Origin of the sequence: Pseudomonas sp. NMI760_13, assembly GCF_021283245.1 — a bacterium.
In the GTDB taxonomy this organism is placed as follows: Bacteria; Pseudomonadota; Gammaproteobacteria; order Pseudomonadales; family Pseudomonadaceae; genus Aquipseudomonas; species Aquipseudomonas peradeniyensis.
Genome location: NZ_JAJSRC010000024.1, coordinates 33,975 through 51,392, shown reverse-complemented (window position 1 = coordinate 51,392; position 17,418 = coordinate 33,975). Strand labels below are relative to the sequence as shown.

The following is a 17,418-nucleotide window of genomic DNA, read 5'->3' as shown; positions in this document are numbered from 1 at the left end:
CCTTTTTACCATCTCTTGCTCAGCCGCGAAACTCGGCACGACCGCGATATACGGCCTTGGCGCCCAGTTGCTCCTCGATGCGCAGCAGTTGGTTGTACTTGCTGACGCGGTCGGAACGGCACAGCGAACCGGTCTTGATCTGGCCGGCAGCAGTACCCACGGCCAGATCGGCGATGGTCGAGTCCTCGGTTTCACCGGAACGGTGCGAGATCACCGCGGTGTAGCCGGCGGCCTTGGCCATCTGGATGGCTTCCAGGGTCTCGGTCAGCGAACCGATCTGGTTGAACTTGATCAGGATCGAGTTGCCGATGCCTTTCTCGATGCCTTCCTTGAGGATCTTGGTGTTGGTCACGAACAGGTCGTCGCCGACCAGCTGGACCTTCTCGCCGATCTTGTCGGTCAGGATCTTCCAGCCGGCCCAGTCGGACTCGTCCAGGCCGTCTTCGATCGAGATGATCGGGAAGCGCTCGGTCAGGCCCTTCAGGTAGTCGGCGAAGCCTTCGGCGTCGAACGACTTGCCTTCGCCGGACAGGTTGTACTTGCCGTCTTCATAGAACTCGGAAGCCGCGCAGTCCAGGGCCAGGGTCACGTCGGTGCCCAGCTTGTAGCCGGCCTTCTCGACGGCTTCGGCAATGGCTGCCAGGGCGTCTTCGTTGGAAGCCAGGTTCGGCGCGAAGCCACCTTCGTCACCGACGGCGGTGTTGAGGCCACGGGCCTTCAGCACGGCCTTGAGGTGGTGGAAGATCTCGGTGCCCATGCGCAGGCCGTCGGAGAAGGTCTTGGCACCAACCGGCTGCACCATGAACTCCTGGATGTCGACGTTGTTGTCGGCGTGCTCGCCGCCGTTGATGATGTTCATCATCGGCACCGGCATGGAGTACTGGCCCGGGGTACCATTGAGGTTGGCGATGTGCGCGTACAGCGGCAGGTCCAGGTCCTGGGCGGCGGCCTTGGCGGCGGCCAGGGACACGGCGAGGATGGCGTTGGCGCCCAGCTTGGCCTTGTTCTCGGTACCGTCCAGCTCGATCATGGCACGGTCCAGGGCTTTCTGGTCGGCCGGGTCCTTGCCCAGCAGCAGGTCGCGGATCGGGCCGTTGATGTTGCCGACGGCCTTCAGCACGCCCTTGCCCAGGTAACGGCTCTTGTCGCCATCACGCAGCTCCAGCGCTTCGCGCGAGCCAGTGGAAGCACCCGACGGCGCGCAGGCGCTACCGATGATGCCGTTGTCGAGCAGTACATCGGCTTCCACGGTGGGGTTGCCACGCGAATCGAGAACTTCACGACCTTTGATGTCGACGATCTTTGCCATTGTTGTAAGCACTCCAGAATTGACGAAAACAACGCAGCTTTTGGGAATTCTTGCCGTTCACCAGGCGACATGGCACGGGCAGGCCTGGCGAAGGGAGCCCCTGACCGAAAGGTCAGGGGTGGAACGGGCGGTACTTTACCCGAGAAACGAGCTTTACGCGGTTTCTACCGTCGGAAAACTTTTCACCAGGTCGTCCAGTTGCTTGAGCTGGGCCAGGAACGGCTCCAGCTTGTCCAGGCGCAGGGCACACGGACCGTCACACTTGGCGTTGTCCGGATCCGGGTGGGCCTCGAGGAACAGGCCCGCCAGGCCCTGGCTCATACCGGCCTTGGCCAGGTCGGTGACCTGGGCGCGACGGCCGCCGGCGGAGTCGGCGCGACCACCCGGGGTCTGCAGCGAGTGGGTCACGTCGAAGAACACCGGGTACTCGAACTCTTTCATGATGCCGAAGCCGAGCATGTCCACGACCAGGTTGTTGTAGCCGAAGCTCGAACCGCGCTCACAGAGGATGAGCTGATCGTTGCCGGCCTCGACGCACTTGGCGAGGATGTGCTTCATCTCGTGGGGCGCCAGGAACTGCGCCTTCTTGATGTTGATCACGGCACCGGTCTTGGCCATCGCCACGACCAGGTCGGTCTGGCGCGACAGGAAGGCCGGCAGCTGGATGATGTCGCACACCTTGGCCACCGGCTCGCACTGGTAGGGCTCGTGCACGTCGGTGATCACCGGCACGTTGAAGGTCTGCTTGATCTCTTCGAAGATCTTCAGGCCTTCTTCCATGCCGGGGCCGCGGTACGAGTTGACCGACGAACGGTTGGCCTTGTCGAAGCTGGCCTTGAACACGTATGGGATGCCGAGCTTCTCGGTCACCCGCACGTACTCCTCGCAGACCTTCAGGGCCAGGTCACGGGACTCCAGGACGTTCATGCCGCCGAACAGGACGAACGGCTTGTCGTTGGCGATCTCGATGTTACCGACGCGAATGATCTTCTGAGTCATGGATCAGGCCTTGTTCTTCTGTGCCAGGGCAGCCTTGACGAAGCCGCTGAACAGCGGGTGGCCGTCACGCGGGGTCGAGGTGAATTCCGGGTGGAACTGGCAGGCGACGAACCATGGGTGCTCCTTGGACTCGACCACTTCGACCAGCGCGCCGTCTTCGGAACGACCGGACACCACCAGGCCGGCATCGACCAGTTGCGGCAGCAGGTTGTTGTTCACTTCATAGCGGTGACGGTGACGCTCGGTGATCACGTCCTTGCCGTAGCAGTCGTGGACCTTGGAGCCAGCCGCCAGCTGGCAGTCCTGCGCGCCCAGGCGCATGGTGCCACCCAGGTCGGAGGCTTCGGTACGGGTCTCGACCGCGCCGGTGGCATCGGCCCACTCGGTGATCAGGCCGACGACCGGGTGGCCGCTGTTGCGGTCGAACTCGGTGGAGTTGGCGTCTTTCCAGCCCATCACGTTACGGGCGAACTCGATCACGGCCACCTGCATGCCCAGGCAGATGCCCAGGTACGGAACCTTGTTCTCACGGGCGTACTGCACCGCGGTGATCTTGCCTTCCACGCCACGCAGGCCGAAACCGCCCGGGACCAGGATGGCATCGGCGCCTTCGAGCAGGCTGGTGCCCTGGTTCTCGATGTCTTCGGAGTCGATGTAGCGCAGGTTGACCTTGGTGCGGTTGGTGATGCCGGCGTGGCTCATCGCTTCGATCAGCGACTTGTACGCATCCAGCAGCTCCATGTACTTGCCGACCATGGCGATGGTCACTTCCTGCTCAGGGTTGAGCTTGGCGTCGACGACCTTGTCCCACTCGGACAGGTCGGCGCTGTTGCACTGCAGGCCGAAGCGCTCGACGACGAAGTCGTCCAGGCCTTGTGCGTGCAGCACACCAGGGATCTTGTAGATGGTGTCGACGTCTTCCAGCGAGATCACCGCACGCTCTTCGACGTTGGTGAACAGCGCGATCTTGCGACGCGACGAGGCATCGACCGGGTGGTCGGAGCGGCAGATCAGCACATCCGGCTGCAGGCCGATGGAGCGCAGCTCCTTCACCGAGTGCTGGGTCGGCTTGGTCTTGGTCTCGCCGGCGGTGGCGATGTACGGGACCAGGGTCAGGTGCATCAGCATGGCGCGCTTGGAGCCCACTTCGACGCGCAGCTGGCGGATCGCCTCGAGGAACGGTTGCGACTCGATGTCACCCACGGTGCCGCCGATTTCGACCAGCGCGACGTCGGCATCGCCGGCGCCCTTGATGATGCGGCGCTTGATCTCGTCGGTGATGTGCGGGATGACCTGGATGGTCGCGCCCAGGTAATCACCACGGCGCTCCTTGCGCAGCACGTGCTCGTAGATACGGCCGGTGGTGAAGTTGTTGTTCTGGGTCATCGTGGTGCGGATGAACCGCTCGTAGTGGCCCAGGTCGAGGTCGGTCTCGGCGCCGTCGTGGGTGACGAATACTTCACCGTGCTGGAACGGGCTCATGGTGCCCGGGTCGACGTTGATGTACGGGTCCAGCTTGAGCATGGTGACTTTGAGCCCCCGCGCTTCCAGGATGGCCGCCAGGGAAGCCGAGGCAATGCCTTTCCCCAATGAAGAAACAACACCGCCCGTGACGAATATGTAGCGCGTCATGAAAAACCCTAGAAGTCTGCGTTAAGGCGGCCAGCGCCGCCGGAGAAAGCGAAGGAAGGCCGAAGCCCCCGATCACCTGCGTCAATCACAGTGCATCTCGAAAAACTGCCGCGTCTGTACAGACCAGGGGTATCCCCGGCATGGAGCTCGCTCGTCATTTTAAGAAATCAGCCCAGCAAAAAACTGCTTGGTAATCGGCAACTCCTGTGTTTTTGCGCAACCCACAGAAGTTGTATCAAGAAGGGAGGGTAGTCTACCGGAATGTACCCTTCAGCTCAAACCTTGCACGTTCGTCGGCGGCTGCCAGTGCAGTTGGCAATCTGCCTGCACCCGCTCGGGCAGGTTGGCCACCGCCAGCAACTGCTCGCCACGATACAGCAGCGGCAGGCGCGGGCGCACGAAGTGCGGGACCTGCAGCTCGTTGAGCAGGCGCTTGAGATCGCGCCGGCCGCGGCCGGGCAGTTGCATGACCTCGCCGCCCTGGCGGTAGCGGATATGCAGGCCTTCACCTGGCAGGCCCGACATCAGGCGAACGCTGCCATTACCCGGCAGGCGCAACGGTTTCCCGCTGTCCAGCCAGGGGTAAACGCCCGACACCGCAGCCAGCCAATCGCCACTCAGCCACCAGATACGTCCATGGCTGCGATGCATTTCGCCGTCGGTCAGACGCCAGACCGGGCAGGCATCGGCCGCCGCGTCGCGCAGGTCGCTCCAGCCGGCCCAGTGGCGGCTGTCGGGCAGGCGGGTGCGCTGGCTGAGCCAGAATTGCATGGCGTTGCGTTGACGCGCCGGGGACAGTGCGGTGAGCGCCTCGAGGCTGAGTGAATCCAAACCCAGCCATGACAGCGGCGCATTGTCGCAGGCGACCGCCAGGTCGCTGGCGGCCAGTTCGTCCAGCAGGCCCAGTGCCTCGCCCAGGTGTTCGGCGCTGCGCGCCAGATTGGCTTCGGCCTGGGGCCAGCGCTGGCGCAGCATCGGGAAGACATCGCCACGCAGGAAGTTGCGGGCGAAGGCGGTATCGCTGTTGGAAGGATCGTCGACCCATACCAGCTCGTGTCTGTCAGCGTAGGCCTGCAACTGCTGGCGCGACAGCCCCAGCAGCGGACGCACCAGACTGCCCTGCCCTAGCGGCCGCTGTTGCGGCATGGCGGACAACCCACGTAGGCCGGCGCCGCGCAGCAGGCGGAACAGCAGGGTTTCGGCCTGGTCATCACGGTGCTGGCCGGTGAACAGCACCTCACCCGCGCCCAGCCGTTTTTCGAAGGCGCCGTAGCGGGCATTGCGGGCCGCCTGCTCCAGGCTAGCGCAGGGGGCGACCTGGACAGAAATCACATCAAGATCGACACCCAGGGCGGCGCACACCGCTCGGCAGTGGTCAGGCCAGGTATCGGCGGCGGCTTGCAGGCCGTGATGGACATGGATGGCGCGCAGAGGGGGCGCGGGGTGGTTACGGGTGTAGTCGGCGAGCTGGTGCAGGAGGACGGTGGAGTCCAGGCCGCCGGAGAAGGCGACGTACCAGGCCGGGGCGTTGAGCCAGGGAGAGAGTTGCGCAGTGAGGTCGAGCATAGTAGTCCCTCTTCAAATCGCATCGCGGGGCAAGCCCGCTCCCACGCTACAGAACGTGGGAGCGGGCTTGCCCCGCGATCGAGGGCGTCAGACTACGATCAGAGGCCGTAGCTCATCAGGCGATCGTAACGGCGCTTGAGCAGCGCGTCGTTGTCGAGCTTGCCGAGCATGTCCAGCTGTTCGATCAGGTCGGCGCGAACATTGGCCGCCATCTTCGCCGGATCACGGTGAGCACCGCCCAGCGGCTCCGCGATGACCTTGTCGACGATGTTCAGGCTCTTCAGACGTTCGGCGGTCACGCCCATGGCCTCGGCGGCATCGGCTGCGCGGTCGGCGGTCTTCCACAGGATCGAGGCGCAACCTTCCGGCGAGATCACCGAGTAGGTCGAGTACTGCAGCATGTTCAGCTGGTCGCACACGCCGATGGCCAGTGCGCCGCCGGAACCGCCTTCACCGATCACGGTGGCGATGATCGGCGTCTTCAGGCGCGCCATCACACGCAGGTTCCAGGCGATGGCCTCGCTCTGGTTGCGCTCCTCGGCGTCGATGCCCGGGTAGGCGCCCGGGGTGTCGATGAAGGTCAGGATCGGCATCTTGAAGCGCTCGGCCATTTCCATCAGGCGGCAGGCCTTGCGGTAGCCTTCAGGGCGCGGCATGCCGAAGTTGCGGCGCACCTTCTCGCGCACTTCACGGCCCTTCTGGTGACCGATGACCATGACCGGCTTGTCGTTCAGACGCGCGGTACCACCGACGATGGCGGCGTCGTCGGCGAAATGACGGTCGCCGTGCAGCTCCTCGAACTCGGTGAAGATGTGGTCGATGTAGTCGAGGGTGTAAGGGCGGCGCGGGTGACGGGCCAGGCGAGCGATCTGCCAGCTGGTCAGGTTGCCGAAGATGCTCTCGGTCAGGGTGCTGCTCTTGTCCTGCAGACGGGCAATTTCATCGCTGATGTTCAGCGAGTTGTCGTTGCCCACCAGGCGCAGCTCTTCGATCTTGGCTTGCAGGTCGGCAATCGGCTGTTCGAAATCGAGGAAATTCGGGTTCATAGGCTTCCGTCTTGGGTCTACGGCCAGGCGGCCGGCCGGTTGATCCGTTTGGCGCCCTACCTTAAGGGATCAGGCGCATAAAGGTCGAGATTAAAATTCGTCGTTTCAACGGTATTGCAGGAAGACGTTCTCACGCCCGAACTGGTCACGCAGTGCCTGAATCAGCCCATCGGCCGGATCGATCGACCACTGGTCGCCAAACTGCAGCATGGCCTTGGCGTCGCTGCCGGTGTACTCCAGGGTGATCGGGCAACCACCGCGATGGCGGGTGATCAGCTCGCCCAACCACTTCAGACGATCGCCCTTGAGCGCGTCGTGGCCGACCTTCAGGCGCAGGCTCTCGGCCAGCTTGGTCCGGGCGTCCTCCATGGTCATCACGGTCTTGACCCGCAGGCGCAGGCCGCCGGAGAAGTCATCGTTACTCACCTCCCCTTCCACCACCACCATGGCGTCAGTCTGCAGCAGGGCCTGGGCGCCCATGAAGGCATCGGCGAACAGCGAGGCCTCGATGCGCCCGGAACGGTCATCCAGGGTGACGAAGCCCATCTTGTCGCCCTTCTTGTTCTTCATTACCCGCAGGGCAATGATCATGCCGGCAATGGTCTGGGTATCTCGCGCCGGCTTGAGGTCGACGATGCGCTGGCGGGCGAAGCGGCGGATCTCGGTCTCGTATTCGTCGATCGGGTGGCCGGTCAGGTACAGGCCGAGGGTGTCCTTTTCGCCCTTGAGGCGTTCCTTGAGCGTCAGCTCGCGCACCTTGCGATGGTTGGCGTAGACGTCGACATCCGCCTCGTCGAACATGCCGCCGAACAGGTCGACGTGGCCACTGTCCGCGGTATGAGCGGCCTGCTCGGCAGCCTTGACCGCCTCGCCCAGCGCCGACAGCAAGGTTGCACGGTTGATGTCGATGTTGGCCTGGTAGGCCTTGATCTCGTCATGGAAGTGCGGCCCCAGGCGGTCCAGCGCGCCACTGCGGATCAGCGCGTCAAGGGTACGTTTGTTGACCCGCTTGAGGTCGATCCGCTCGCAGAAGTCGAACAGGTCCTTGAACGGGCCGCCCTGGGCACGTGCCTCGACGATCGCCTCCACCGGCCCCTCGCCCACGCCCTTGATCGCGCCCAGGCCATAGACGATGCGGCCATCGTTATTGACCGTGAACTTGAAGTCCGAGAAGTTCACGTCCGGCGCATCGAGGCGCAGCTTCATGCTGCGCACTTCCTCGACCAGCACCACCACCTTGTCGGTGTTGTGCATATCCGCCGACAGCACCGCGGCCATGAACGGCGCCGGGTGGTGGGTCTTCAGCCAGGCGGTCTGGTACGACACCAGGCCATAGGCGGCGGAGTGGGATTTGTTGAAGCCGTAGCCGGCGAATTTCTCTACCAGGTCGAAGATGTTACCGGCCAGGTCCGCCTCGATGTTGTTGGCAACGCAGCCTTCGATGAAACCGCCGCGCTGCTTGGCCATCTCCTCGGGCTTTTTCTTACCCATGGCCCGACGCAGCATGTCGGCGCCACCGAGGGTGTAGCCGGCCATCACCTGGGCGATCTGCATCACCTGTTCCTGGTACAGGATGATGCCGTAGGTAGGCGCGAGTACCGGCTTGAGGCCTTCGTACTGGTAGTCGGAGTGCGGGTAGGCCAGCTCTGCCCGGCCGTGCTTGCGGTTGATGAAGTCGTCGACCATGCCCGATTGCAGCGGGCCCGGACGGAACAGCGCCACCAGTGCGATGAGGTCTTCCAGGCAGTCGGGCTTGAGCTTCTTGATCAGCTCCTTCATGCCACGGGATTCGAGCTGGAACACCGCCGTGGTCTCGGCTTTCTGCAGCAGCTCGTAGGTCTTGCGGTCGTCCAGCGGGATGAAGTCGATGTTGACGTCGGGCAGGTTCTTCTTGGCCTGCTCGCGGTTGATGATCTCCATCGCCCACTTGATGATGGTCAGGGTCCGCAGGCCGAGGAAGTCGAACTTCACCAGGCCCGCCGCCTCGACGTCGTCCTTGTCGAACTGGGTCACCAGGCCGCCGCCCTCTTCGTCACAGGCGATCGGCGAGAAGTCGGTAAGCTTGGTCGGCGCGATCACCACGCCACCGGCGTGCTTGCCGGTACCGCGGGTAACACCCTCGAGCTTGAGGGCCATGTCCCAGATCTCGCGGGCATCCTCGTCGCCCTTGAGGAAGTCGCGCAGGATCTCTTCCTGCTCGTAGGCCTTCTCCAGGGTCATGCCCACTTCGAACGGGATCATCTTCGACAGGCGGTCGGCCAGACCGTAGGACTTGCCCTGTACCCGCGCCACGTCGCGCACCACCGCCTTGGCAGCCATGGTACCGAACGTGATGATCTGGCTCACCGCGTTGCGACCATAAGCCTCGGCCACGTAGTCGATCACCCGGTCGCGGCCATCCATGCAGAAGTCGACGTCGAAGTCGGGCATGGAAATACGTTCAGGGTTGAGGAAGCGCTCGAACAGCAGGTCATAGGCCAGCGGGTCGAGGTCGGTGATCTTCAATACATAGGCCACCAGGGAGCCGGCACCCGATCCCCGGCCCGGGCCAACCGGCACGTCGTTGTTCTTCGCCCACTTGATGAAGTCCATAACGATCAGGAAGTAACCGGGGAAGCCCATCTGGATGATGATATCCAGCTCGAACTTCAGACGGTCCAGGTAGACCTGGCGCTTCTCTTCGTAGTTGGGCGTGGTCTCCTTAGGCCAGAGCACCGCCAGGCGCTCCTCCAGGCCCTCGTGGGAGACGTGACGCAGGTAGTCGTCGATGCCCATGCCGTTGGGCGTGGGGAAGTCGGGGAGGAAGTACTTGCCCAGCTGCACGGTGATGTTGCAGCGCTTGGCGATCTCGACGGTGTTGGCGATGGCGTCCGGCAGGTCGCTGAACAGCTCGGCCATCTCTTCCGGCGACTTGAGGTACTGCTGGTCGCTGTAGCCGCGCGGGCGGCGTGGGTCGTCGAGGGTCCAGCCCTCGCCGATACAGACGCGGGTCTCGTGGGCGTCGAAGTCCGACTGCTTGATGAAGCGCACGTCGTTGGTCGCCACCAGCGGCGCGCCAAACTTGTCGGCCAGGGCCACGGCGGCGTGCACGTACTCTTCGTCACCGGCGCGGTTGGTGCGCTGCAGCTCGACGTAGAAACGATCCGGGAACAGGCCCATCCAGTCGCCGAGCAGGGCTTGGGCCTCGTCTTGGCGCCCGGCCATCAGGGCCACGCCGATATCACCTTCCTTGCCAGCGGACAGGGCGATCAGCCCCTCGCTGGCCGGGGCGATCCAGTCGCGCTGAATGATCACCAGGCCGTTGCGCTGGCCGTCGGTCCAGCCGCGCGAGATCAGCTCGGTGAGGTTGCGGTAGCCCTTGGGGTTCATGGCCAGGAAGCAGATGCGCGACAGCGGCGCCTCGGGGTCGGCGCCGGCCAGCCACAGGTCGGCGCCGCAGATCGGCTTGATGCCGGCGCCCATGGCGGTCTTGTAGAACTTCACCAGCGAGCACATGTTGCTCTGGTCGGTGATCGCCACCGCCGGCATGTTCATCCCGGCCAGGGCCTTGGCCAGCGGCTTGATCCGCACCAGGCCGTCGACCAGGGAGAATTCGGAGTGCACGCGAAGGTGAACGAAGGAGACCGGCATGGAGGATCCTGTAGCAGTGCTGAACGACAAGGGCGGGATTGTAGCGTATTGCTCTTCGCTTGCCTCGCCTGCAGGTCAGCGGTTGGTTGCAGAATGCATCGCGGGGCAAACCCGCTCCCACGCAGCCGATTCCAGTGCAGGCTTGGCGTGGGAGCGGGCTTGCCCCGCGATGAATGGCGCCGATCAGATCAGCGAGGTGGAAATACCTTCACGGGCTTCCCATGCGGCCCGAACAGGCGCGAACGAGCGCCGATGAATGGGCGTCGGCCCAAGACGTGCCAGGGCCTCGAGGTGTACCGGGGTCGGATAGCCCTTGTGCCCGCCGATCCCGTACCCCGGGTAGATCAGCTCGAACTCGCTCATCTCGCGATCACGGGTAACCTTGGCCAGGATCGAAGCCGCCGCGATCGCCGGCACCTGGGAGTCGCCCTTGACCACCGGCGCCGCCGGCACGGCCAGCTTCGGGCAACGGTTGCCGTCGATCAGCGCCAGTTTCGGCGTGATGTGCAGCCCTTCGACCGCGCGCTGCATGGCCAGCATGGTGGCCTGGAGGATGTTCAGGCGGTCGATCTCCTCGACCTCGGCCCGGGCGATGAAGAAGCTCAGGGCCTTTTCGCGAATCTCGTCGAACAGCGCGTCGCGCTTGGCCTCGGTAAGCTTCTTCGAGTCGTTCAGACCGAGGATCGGCCGGCGCGGGTCGAGAATCACCGCCGCGGTGACCACCGCGCCGCACAGCGGGCCGCGACCCACTTCATCGACGCCGGCCACCAGCTCTTCAACCAGGTTGAAATCCAGTCCCATCTGCATGTCAGCTGTCCTTCAACAGGGCGAGCACCGCGTCGGCCGCCTGGTTGGAGGCGTCGCGGCGCAGGGTGCGGTGGATCTGGTCGAAGCTGTCGGTCTGTTGCGAGCCGTCCTTGACCAGCGGCGCCAGGGTCTGCGCCAGGGCTTCGCTGGTGGCGGCGTCCTGCAGCAGCTCCGGCACCAGCAGGCGCTGGGCCAGCAAGTTGGGCAGCGACACGTACGGGCTCTTGACCATGCGCTTGAGGATCCAGTAGGTCAGCGGCGCCAGGCGGTAGGCCACCACCATCGGTCGCTTGTACAGCATCGCTTCAAGGGTGGCGGTGCCGGAGGCGATCAGCACCGCGTCACAGGCGGCCAACGCCTGGTGCGAGCGGCCGTCCAGCAGGGTCAGCGGCAGCTCGCGCCCTTCGAGCATCTGCTCGACCTGGGCGCGCCGGGCGGCATTGGCGCACGGCAGCACGAAGCGCACGCCGGGCACCAGCTCGCACAGGCGCTGGGCGGCATCGAGGAACAAGGCACCCAGGCGTCCCACCTCACCACCCCGGCTGCCGGGCATCAGCGCGATCACCGGCCCTTCGCCCAGGCCGAGCTCGGCACGCGCCGCGCCACGGTCGGCCTCCAGGGGAATGGTGTCCGCCAGCGGATGGCCGACGAAACGCACCGGCACACCTTGCTCTTCATAGAAACGCGCTTCGAACGGCAGCAGGGTGAGCATCAGGTCGCACCCCTCGCGAATCTTCAGCACGCGCTTCTGCCGCCAGGCCCAGACCGACGGGCTGACGTAATGCACCGTCTTGATCCCGGCCTGGCGCAGCTTGAGTTCGATATTGAGGGTGAAATCGGGGGCGTCGATGCCAATGAACACGTCGGGCTTTTCGCCGATCAGCGTCTGGATCAGTTCCTTGCGCCGCTTGAGCAGCTCGCGCAGGCGCCCGAGCACCTCGACCAGGCCCATGACGGCCAGACGTTCCATCGGAAAGTAGGAGGTCATGCCCTCGGCTTCCATCAAGGGACCGCCAACACCGATGAACCGTACATCGGGATGACGTGCCTTGATGGCGCGCATCAGGCCGGAGCCAAGAATATCGCCGCTGGCCTCGCCCGCGACCAGCGCCACGCAGAGCTGGGCCATGTCAGCGGGTGATGCCGCGTGCGGAATTGGCGATCGATTGGCGGAACAGGTCGACTTCGGGGAACTGCGTTACCAGTTCATCCAGCTCCTTGAGCGCCTCTTCGACGGTCAGGCCCTGCCGGTAGACGATCTTGTAGGCGCGACGCAGGGCGTGCAGTACTTCGTCGCTGAAACCGCGACGGCGCAGGCCTTCGAAGTTCATGCTGCGCGCCTCGGCCGGGCTGCCGAACACGGTGACGTAGGCCGGTACGTCCTTGCCGATCGCGGTGCCCATGCCGGAAAACGCGTGGGCGCCGATATGGCAGTACTGGTGTACCAGGGTGTAGCCGGACAGGATCGCCCAGTCGCCAACATGCACATGGCCCGCCAGCGCGGTGTTGTTGACCAGGATGCAGTGGTTGCCGATGACGCTGTCGTGGCCGATGTGGGCATAGGCCATGATCAGGTTGTGATCGCCCAGGGTCGTTTCCGAACGGTCCTGGACGGTGCCGCGGTGGATGGTGACACCCTCGCGGATCACGTTGTGGTCACCGATCACCAGGCGCGTCGGCTCACCCTTGTACTTCAGGTCAGGGGTGTCTTCACCGATAGATGAAAACTGGTAGATACGGTTGTGCTTGCCGATGCGGGTCGGCCCCTTGAGCACCACGTGCGGACCGATGACGGTGCCCTCCCCGATTTCCACATCGGGGCCTACGATCGACCAGGGGCCGACCTCGACGCCCTCGGCCAGCTTGGCCGAGGGGTCGATGATCGCCCTTGGGTCAATCGAACTCATAGGGAGCGTTCCGCGCAGGTGATCTCGGCCGAGCAGACCGGCTTGCCGTCCACCAAGGCGCGGCACTCGAACTTCCAGATCATGCTCTTGCGGCTGAGGAACCTGGCTTCCAGCACCAGCTGGTCGCCCGGCAGCACCGGCTGGCGGAAGCGCAGCTTGTCGGAGCCGACGAAGTAGTAGAGGGTGCCGTCCGCCGGCTTGGCGTCGAGCATCTTGAATCCGAGAATCCCGGCCGCCTGGGCCATCGCCTCGATGATCAGCACGCCCGGCATGATCGGATGCGCCGGGAAGTGGCCATTGAAGAACGGCTCGTTGATGCTGACATTCTTGTAGGCACGAATGCTTTGGGCCTCGAAGTCCAGGTCCGTCACACGATCCACCAACAGGAACGGGTAACGGTGAGGCAGGTATTCGCGAATCTCGTTGATGTCCATCATTTCGGGGGGAAGCCTGTATAAGAATAGGGAGCGCAGGTGCTGACCACACGCTCCTTTTGCAGATCCAAAGAGGAGCCAGCTAGCGACTGTAGCGCTTGCTCAGTAAATGGTATCAGCCTTCTGATGCCGGCTGGCCACCTGAGGTCACGGTGTCGACACGCTTTTCCAGCTGCTGGAGACGCTTGGACATCTCGTCCAGCTGGCGAATGCGAGCGGCGCTCTTGCGCCACTCGGCCAAGGGTTGCATGGCCGTACCGGATGAATAGCCACCCGGCTCGGTAATCGAACGGGTCACCATGGTCATGCCGGAGACAAAGACATTGTCGCAGACGTCGATGTGGCCGACCATCCCGACGCCACCGGCAATCATGCAATGCTTGCCGATCCGGGTGCTGCCGGAAATCCCGACGCAGGCCGCCATCGCCGTGTGGTCGCCGACCTGCACGTTGTGGGCGATCTGGATCTGGTTGTCGAGCTTGACGCCATCGCCAATGCGGGTGTCCGACAGCGCGCCGCGGTCTACCGCGGTGTTCACACCGATCTCCACGTCATCACCCAGGGTGACGCCGCCGATCTGCGCGATCTTGCGCCAGATACCTTTCTCGTTGGCAAAGCCGAAGCCCTCGCCGCCGATCACCGCGCCGGATTGGATGACCACCCGCTTGCCGATGGTCACGTCGTGATACAGCGTGACCCGCGGAGCCAGCCAGCCACCCTCGCCGATGACGCAGCGGGCACCGACGAAGCAGTGCGCGCCAACCGTTACATTGGCGCCAATGCGCGCACCGCTCTCGATCACCGCGAACGGGCCGATGCTGGCGCTGGCATCCACCTGGGCATCCTCGGCAACCACGGCGCTGGGATGGACTCCCGCCACAGCCTTGGGCTTTGGATCGAACAGGTGCGAAATGCGTGCATAGGCCAGGTAAGGGTCGGGAACGATCAGGGCGTTGCCGGCAAAACCTTCGGCGTCCTCGGCCTTGAGCAATACCGCGCTGGCCGAGGAATCGTCCAGGAACTTGCGGTACTGCTTGTTGGCCAGGAAGCTCAACTGCCCGGAACCGGCCTCCTGCAAGGTGGCCAGCCCGGTGATCTGCAGCGCTTCGGGGCCTTTGAGTTCGGCCCCGAGGGCCTCGGCCAGCTGGCCGAGCGTCATGGTCACGGTCATATCAACGAGCTTGGTTCATGCGCTCGATGACCTGGCGGGTGATGTCGTACTGCGGCTTGACATCGATGACCGCGCCACGCTCCAGAACCAGGTCGAAACCGCCCTTCTTGATCACTTCCTCGACAGCACCGTCAAGCTTCGGCTTGAGTTGCTTGAGCATGTCGCGGTCGGCCACGGCCTTGGCTTCGTTGAGTTCCTTGGACTGGAACTGGAAGTCACGGGCTTTTTGCTTGAACTCGAGTTCCAGGCGTTCACGCTCAGGCTGAGGCATCTTGTCGCCGCCCTTGATCAGGCGGTCCTGGATACCCTTGGCGCTGCTTTCCAGGCCCTTGAGCTTGGTCAGTTGCGGGCCGAACTTCTTCTCGGCGTCAACGGCGTACTTCTTGGCCGCATCGGATTCCAGCAGGGCCATCTGATAGTTCAGCACGGCAACTTTCATTTCGGCGAAAGCCGGGGTGGCGACCAGCGCCGCGGCCACGAGGGCCAGTTGGGTCAACTTACGCACGATGCACTCCTGGATAATCCGTTGTCGTTATGCAAGGGCCGACCTCAGAAGGTCTGGCCCAGAGAGAATTGGAACACTTGCGTGTCGGCGTCGTCCGGCTTCTTGATCGGCATCGCCAGGCTGAAGCTCAACGGGCCCAGCGCGGTGATCCAGGTCACACCCAGACCGACCGAGCTGGCCATGTCCGAGAAACCGACCTTGGTGCAATCGGGCTTGGAGCCGCAGTTGGTGTCGAACACGTTACCCACGTCCCAGAACACGGACGTGCGCAGCGAACGCTGATCCTTGACGAACGGCAGCGGGAACAGCAGCTCCACGCCACCCTGGACGAGGACGTTGCCACCGAACGGCAGCGGATCCTGGTCCGGGTCGGCCAGGGTGCCCTGGTTGCCGGTCACCGCGGCGCCGCGGCTCGGAGTACTGCGTGGACCCAGGGTGCTGTCCTTGAAGCCGCGCACGGAGTTGAAGCCGCCCGCGTAGTAGTTTTCATAGAACGGCAGGCCGGAGGTCGAGCCGAAACCATCACCATAGCCCAGTTCGGTGTGCAGGCGCAGGGTGTACTCGTTGTTGATCGGCTTGAACAGCTGGCCGCGGTAGTCGAGCTTGTAGAACGACAGGTCGCTGCCAGGCACGGTGGTTTCCAGGGTCAGGCTCTGGGAGTGACCGCGGGTAGCCAGCACGCCTTTGTTCAGGGTCGACTCGGACCAGCCGATCGACGCCTTGAAGTTCAGGAAGTTGTCGCCCTCGTCCTGGAGGAACTTGAAGATCTCGTCGACGGTGTAGCGGCCGGTCTTGATCTTGTCCTGCTGCACGGTCAGGCCGTAGGTCAGGCGCGAGGTCTCGCTGATCGGGTAGCCGAGGCTGACACCGGCACCGAGGCTGTCCACCGCGTAGCTGGCCACGTCGACGTCGAGGTCGTCGTAGTCGGTGCTGCGGTAGAAGGCGTTGTAGCCCAGGCTCACGCCATCGGCGGTGAAGTAGGGGTCGACGTAGCCGAAGTTGTAGCGGGTCTGGTACTCGGAACGGGTCAGGCCGATGGAGACCTTGTTACCGGTACCGAGGAAGTTGTTCTGGCTGATCGAGCCGCCCAAGATCAGGCCGGCGCTCTGGGCGAAACCGACGCTGGCGGTGATCGAGCCGGAGGCCTGCTCTTCGACGCTGTAGTTGACGTCGACCTGGTCGTCGGTGCCCGGCACCGGCGGCGTCTCGACGTTGACTTCCTTGAAGAAGCCCAGGCGCTCGAGGCGGGTCTTGGACTGGTCGATCAGGTAGGTCGAAGCCCAGCCACCTTCCATCTGGCGCATTTCGCGGCGCAGCACTTCGTCTTCGGTCTTGGTGTTGCCGCGGTAGTTGATGCGGTTGACGTAGGCACGCTTGCCCGGATCGACGACGAACATGATGTCGACGGTGTGGTCCTGGTCATTCGGCTGCGGCACGCCGTTGACGTTGGCGAAGGTGTAGCCTTCGTTGCCCAGACGACGGGTGATCAGGTCGGAGGTGGTGGTCATCACCTTGCGCGAAAACACCTGGCCCGGCTGCACCAGCAGCAGCGACTTGACCTGGTCTTCCGGCACTTTCAGGTCACCGGACAGCTTCACGTCGCGGACGGTGTACTTCTCGCCCTCGTTGATGTTGACGGTGATGTAGACGTGCTTCTTGTCCGGGGTGATCGACACCTGGGTGGACGCGATGTCCATGTTGATGTAGCCGCGGTCCAGGTAGTAGGAACGCAGGCGCTCCAGGTCACCGGAGAGTTTTTCCCGGGCGTACTTGTCGTCGTTCTTGAAGAACGACAACCAGTTGGTGGTCTTGAGCTCGAACAGCTGGCCGAGGGTCTCGTCGTCGAAGACCGTGTTGCCCACCACATTGATGTGCTGGATCGCGGCCACGGTGCCTTCGTTGATCTTGATCTTCAGGCCCACGCGGTTGCGCGGCTGCGGCACGACTTCGGCGTCGACCTCGGCGGAGTAGCGGCCCTGGGCCACGTACTGGCGCTGCAGTTCGTTACGCACGCCTTCCAGCGTCGCGCGCTGGAAGATCTCGCCTTCGGCCAGGCCCGACTGTTTCAGGCCTTTCATCAGGTCTTCGGTGCTGATCGCCTTGTTGCCTTCGATCTCGATGCTCGACACCGAGGGGCGCTCGACCACGTTGATGATCAGGACATTGCCGTCGCGGTTCAGCTGGATGTCCTGGAAGAAGCCGGTCTTGAACAGCGAGCGGGTCGACTCGACCAGACGGCGGTCGTCGACCTGGTCACCGACGTTCAGCGGCAACGCGCCGAACACGCTGCCGGCGGACACCCGCTGCAGGCCGTTGACACGAATATCGGAGATGGTGAAGGACTCGGCGTGAACTTCAGCGATCATCAGTGCGGAGAGCACCGCAGTTAGCAGCAGACGTTTCATGAAGTCC

General features: G+C 63.8%; 13 protein-coding genes. All 13 read right to left on the bottom strand.

Translation table 11 applies throughout. The annotated features are described in order from the left end of the window. Window positions 1-19 precede the first annotated feature (19 nt). Complete coding sequence (gene eno / locus LU671_RS21390; RefSeq protein ID WP_232856796.1) at window positions 20-1,309, bottom strand: phosphopyruvate hydratase; 1,290 nt, start codon at window positions 1,307-1,309, stop codon at window positions 20-22. Window positions 1,310-1,462: 153 nt separating this feature from the next. Continuing rightward, a complete protein-coding gene (gene kdsA / locus LU671_RS21385) occupies window positions 1,463-2,308 on the bottom strand; it encodes a 3-deoxy-8-phosphooctulonate synthase (protein WP_110701896.1) in 846 nt (281 codons plus the stop codon). A 3-nt stretch (window positions 2,309-2,311) separates the two neighbouring features. Further along, window positions 2,312-3,940 (bottom strand): CTP synthase, encoded by a 1,629-nt coding sequence (locus LU671_RS21380; RefSeq protein WP_186714670.1) that lies wholly within the window; start codon window positions 3,938-3,940, stop codon window positions 2,312-2,314. Window positions 3,941-4,210: 270 nt separating this feature from the next. Next, complete coding sequence (tilS, locus tag LU671_RS21375) at window positions 4,211-5,506, bottom strand: tRNA lysidine(34) synthetase TilS (RefSeq protein ID WP_232856795.1); 1,296 nt, start codon at window positions 5,504-5,506, stop codon at window positions 4,211-4,213. A gap of 98 nt (window positions 5,507-5,604) precedes the next feature. Further along, entirely contained in the window at window positions 5,605-6,552 is a 948-nt protein-coding gene (locus LU671_RS21370) for an acetyl-CoA carboxylase carboxyltransferase subunit alpha (protein ID WP_110738407.1), read from the bottom strand. 105 nt (window positions 6,553-6,657) lie between these two features. Continuing rightward, on the bottom strand, window positions 6,658-10,182 hold the full coding sequence (gene dnaE / locus LU671_RS21365) for a DNA polymerase III subunit alpha (RefSeq protein WP_203651140.1): 3,525 nt from the start codon (window positions 10,180-10,182) through the stop codon (window positions 6,658-6,660). 183 nt (window positions 10,183-10,365) lie between these two features. Then, the gene (rnhB, locus tag LU671_RS21360; protein ID WP_203651138.1) at window positions 10,366-10,989 is read right to left on the bottom strand and encodes a ribonuclease HII; all 624 of its coding nucleotides are present in this window, start codon (window positions 10,987-10,989) and stop codon (window positions 10,366-10,368) included. A gap of 1 nt (window position 10,990) precedes the next feature. Then, window positions 10,991-12,118 carry a lipid-A-disaccharide synthase gene (lpxB, locus tag LU671_RS21355; RefSeq protein ID WP_203651137.1) on the bottom strand — a complete coding sequence of 376 codons (1,128 nt, stop codon included), beginning with the start codon at window positions 12,116-12,118 and terminating at the stop codon, window positions 10,991-10,993. 1 nt (window position 12,119) lies between these two features. Continuing rightward, window positions 12,120-12,896, bottom strand: coding sequence for an acyl-ACP--UDP-N-acetylglucosamine O-acyltransferase (gene lpxA / locus LU671_RS21350; protein ID WP_028690667.1), 777 nt, complete (start codon window positions 12,894-12,896; stop codon window positions 12,120-12,122). After that, complete coding sequence (fabZ, locus tag LU671_RS21345) at window positions 12,893-13,333, bottom strand: 3-hydroxyacyl-ACP dehydratase FabZ (protein ID WP_051097422.1); 441 nt, start codon at window positions 13,331-13,333, stop codon at window positions 12,893-12,895. The genes lpxA and fabZ overlap by 4 nt, the downstream gene beginning before the upstream one ends. A 112-nt stretch (window positions 13,334-13,445) precedes the next feature. After that, a complete protein-coding gene (gene lpxD, locus LU671_RS21340) occupies window positions 13,446-14,501 on the bottom strand; it encodes a UDP-3-O-(3-hydroxymyristoyl)glucosamine N-acyltransferase (RefSeq protein WP_203651136.1) in 1,056 nt (351 codons plus the stop codon). 1 nt (window position 14,502) lies between these two features. Further along, window positions 14,503-15,006: an OmpH family outer membrane protein gene (locus LU671_RS21335; protein WP_023629834.1), complete on the bottom strand. Its 504-nt coding sequence runs from the start codon at window positions 15,004-15,006 to the stop codon at window positions 14,503-14,505. Window positions 15,007-15,050: 44 nt separating this feature from the next. Beyond that, complete coding sequence (gene bamA, locus LU671_RS21330) at window positions 15,051-17,411, bottom strand: outer membrane protein assembly factor BamA (protein WP_203651135.1); 2,361 nt, start codon at window positions 17,409-17,411, stop codon at window positions 15,051-15,053. Window positions 17,412-17,418 lie beyond the last annotated feature (7 nt).

What these genes read in the sequence shown, in the direction of transcription:
- eno (WP_232856796.1), bottom strand. Translation starts at nt 1,309, where the DNA reads ATGGCAAAGATCGTCGACATCAAAGGTCGTGAAGTTCTCGATTCGCGT.
- kdsA (WP_110701896.1), bottom strand. Translation starts at nt 2,308, where the DNA reads ATGACTCAGAAGATCATTCGCGTCGGTAACATCGAGATCGCCAACGAC.
- LU671_RS21380 (WP_186714670.1), bottom strand. Translation starts at nt 3,940, where the DNA reads ATGACGCGCTACATATTCGTCACGGGCGGTGTTGTTTCTTCATTGGGG.
- tilS (WP_232856795.1), bottom strand. Translation starts at nt 5,506, where the DNA reads ATGCTCGACCTCACTGCGCAACTCTCTCCCTGGCTCAACGCCCCGGCC.
- LU671_RS21370 (WP_110738407.1), bottom strand. Translation starts at nt 6,552, where the DNA reads ATGAACCCGAATTTCCTCGATTTCGAACAGCCGATTGCCGACCTGCAA.
- dnaE (WP_203651140.1), bottom strand. Translation starts at nt 10,182, where the DNA reads ATGCCGGTCTCCTTCGTTCACCTTCGCGTGCACTCCGAATTCTCCCTG.
- rnhB (WP_203651138.1), bottom strand. Translation starts at nt 10,989, where the DNA reads ATGCAGATGGGACTGGATTTCAACCTGGTTGAAGAGCTGGTGGCCGGC.
- lpxB (WP_203651137.1), bottom strand. Translation starts at nt 12,118, where the DNA reads ATGGCCCAGCTCTGCGTGGCGCTGGTCGCGGGCGAGGCCAGCGGCGAT.
- lpxA (WP_028690667.1), bottom strand. Translation starts at nt 12,896, where the DNA reads ATGAGTTCGATTGACCCAAGGGCGATCATCGACCCCTCGGCCAAGCTG.
- fabZ (WP_051097422.1), bottom strand. Translation starts at nt 13,333, where the DNA reads ATGATGGACATCAACGAGATTCGCGAATACCTGCCTCACCGTTACCCG.
- lpxD (WP_203651136.1), bottom strand. Translation starts at nt 14,501, where the DNA reads ATGACCGTGACCATGACGCTCGGCCAGCTGGCCGAGGCCCTCGGGGCC.
- bamA (WP_203651135.1), bottom strand. Translation starts at nt 17,411, where the DNA reads ATGAAACGTCTGCTGCTAACTGCGGTGCTCTCCGCACTGATGATCGCT.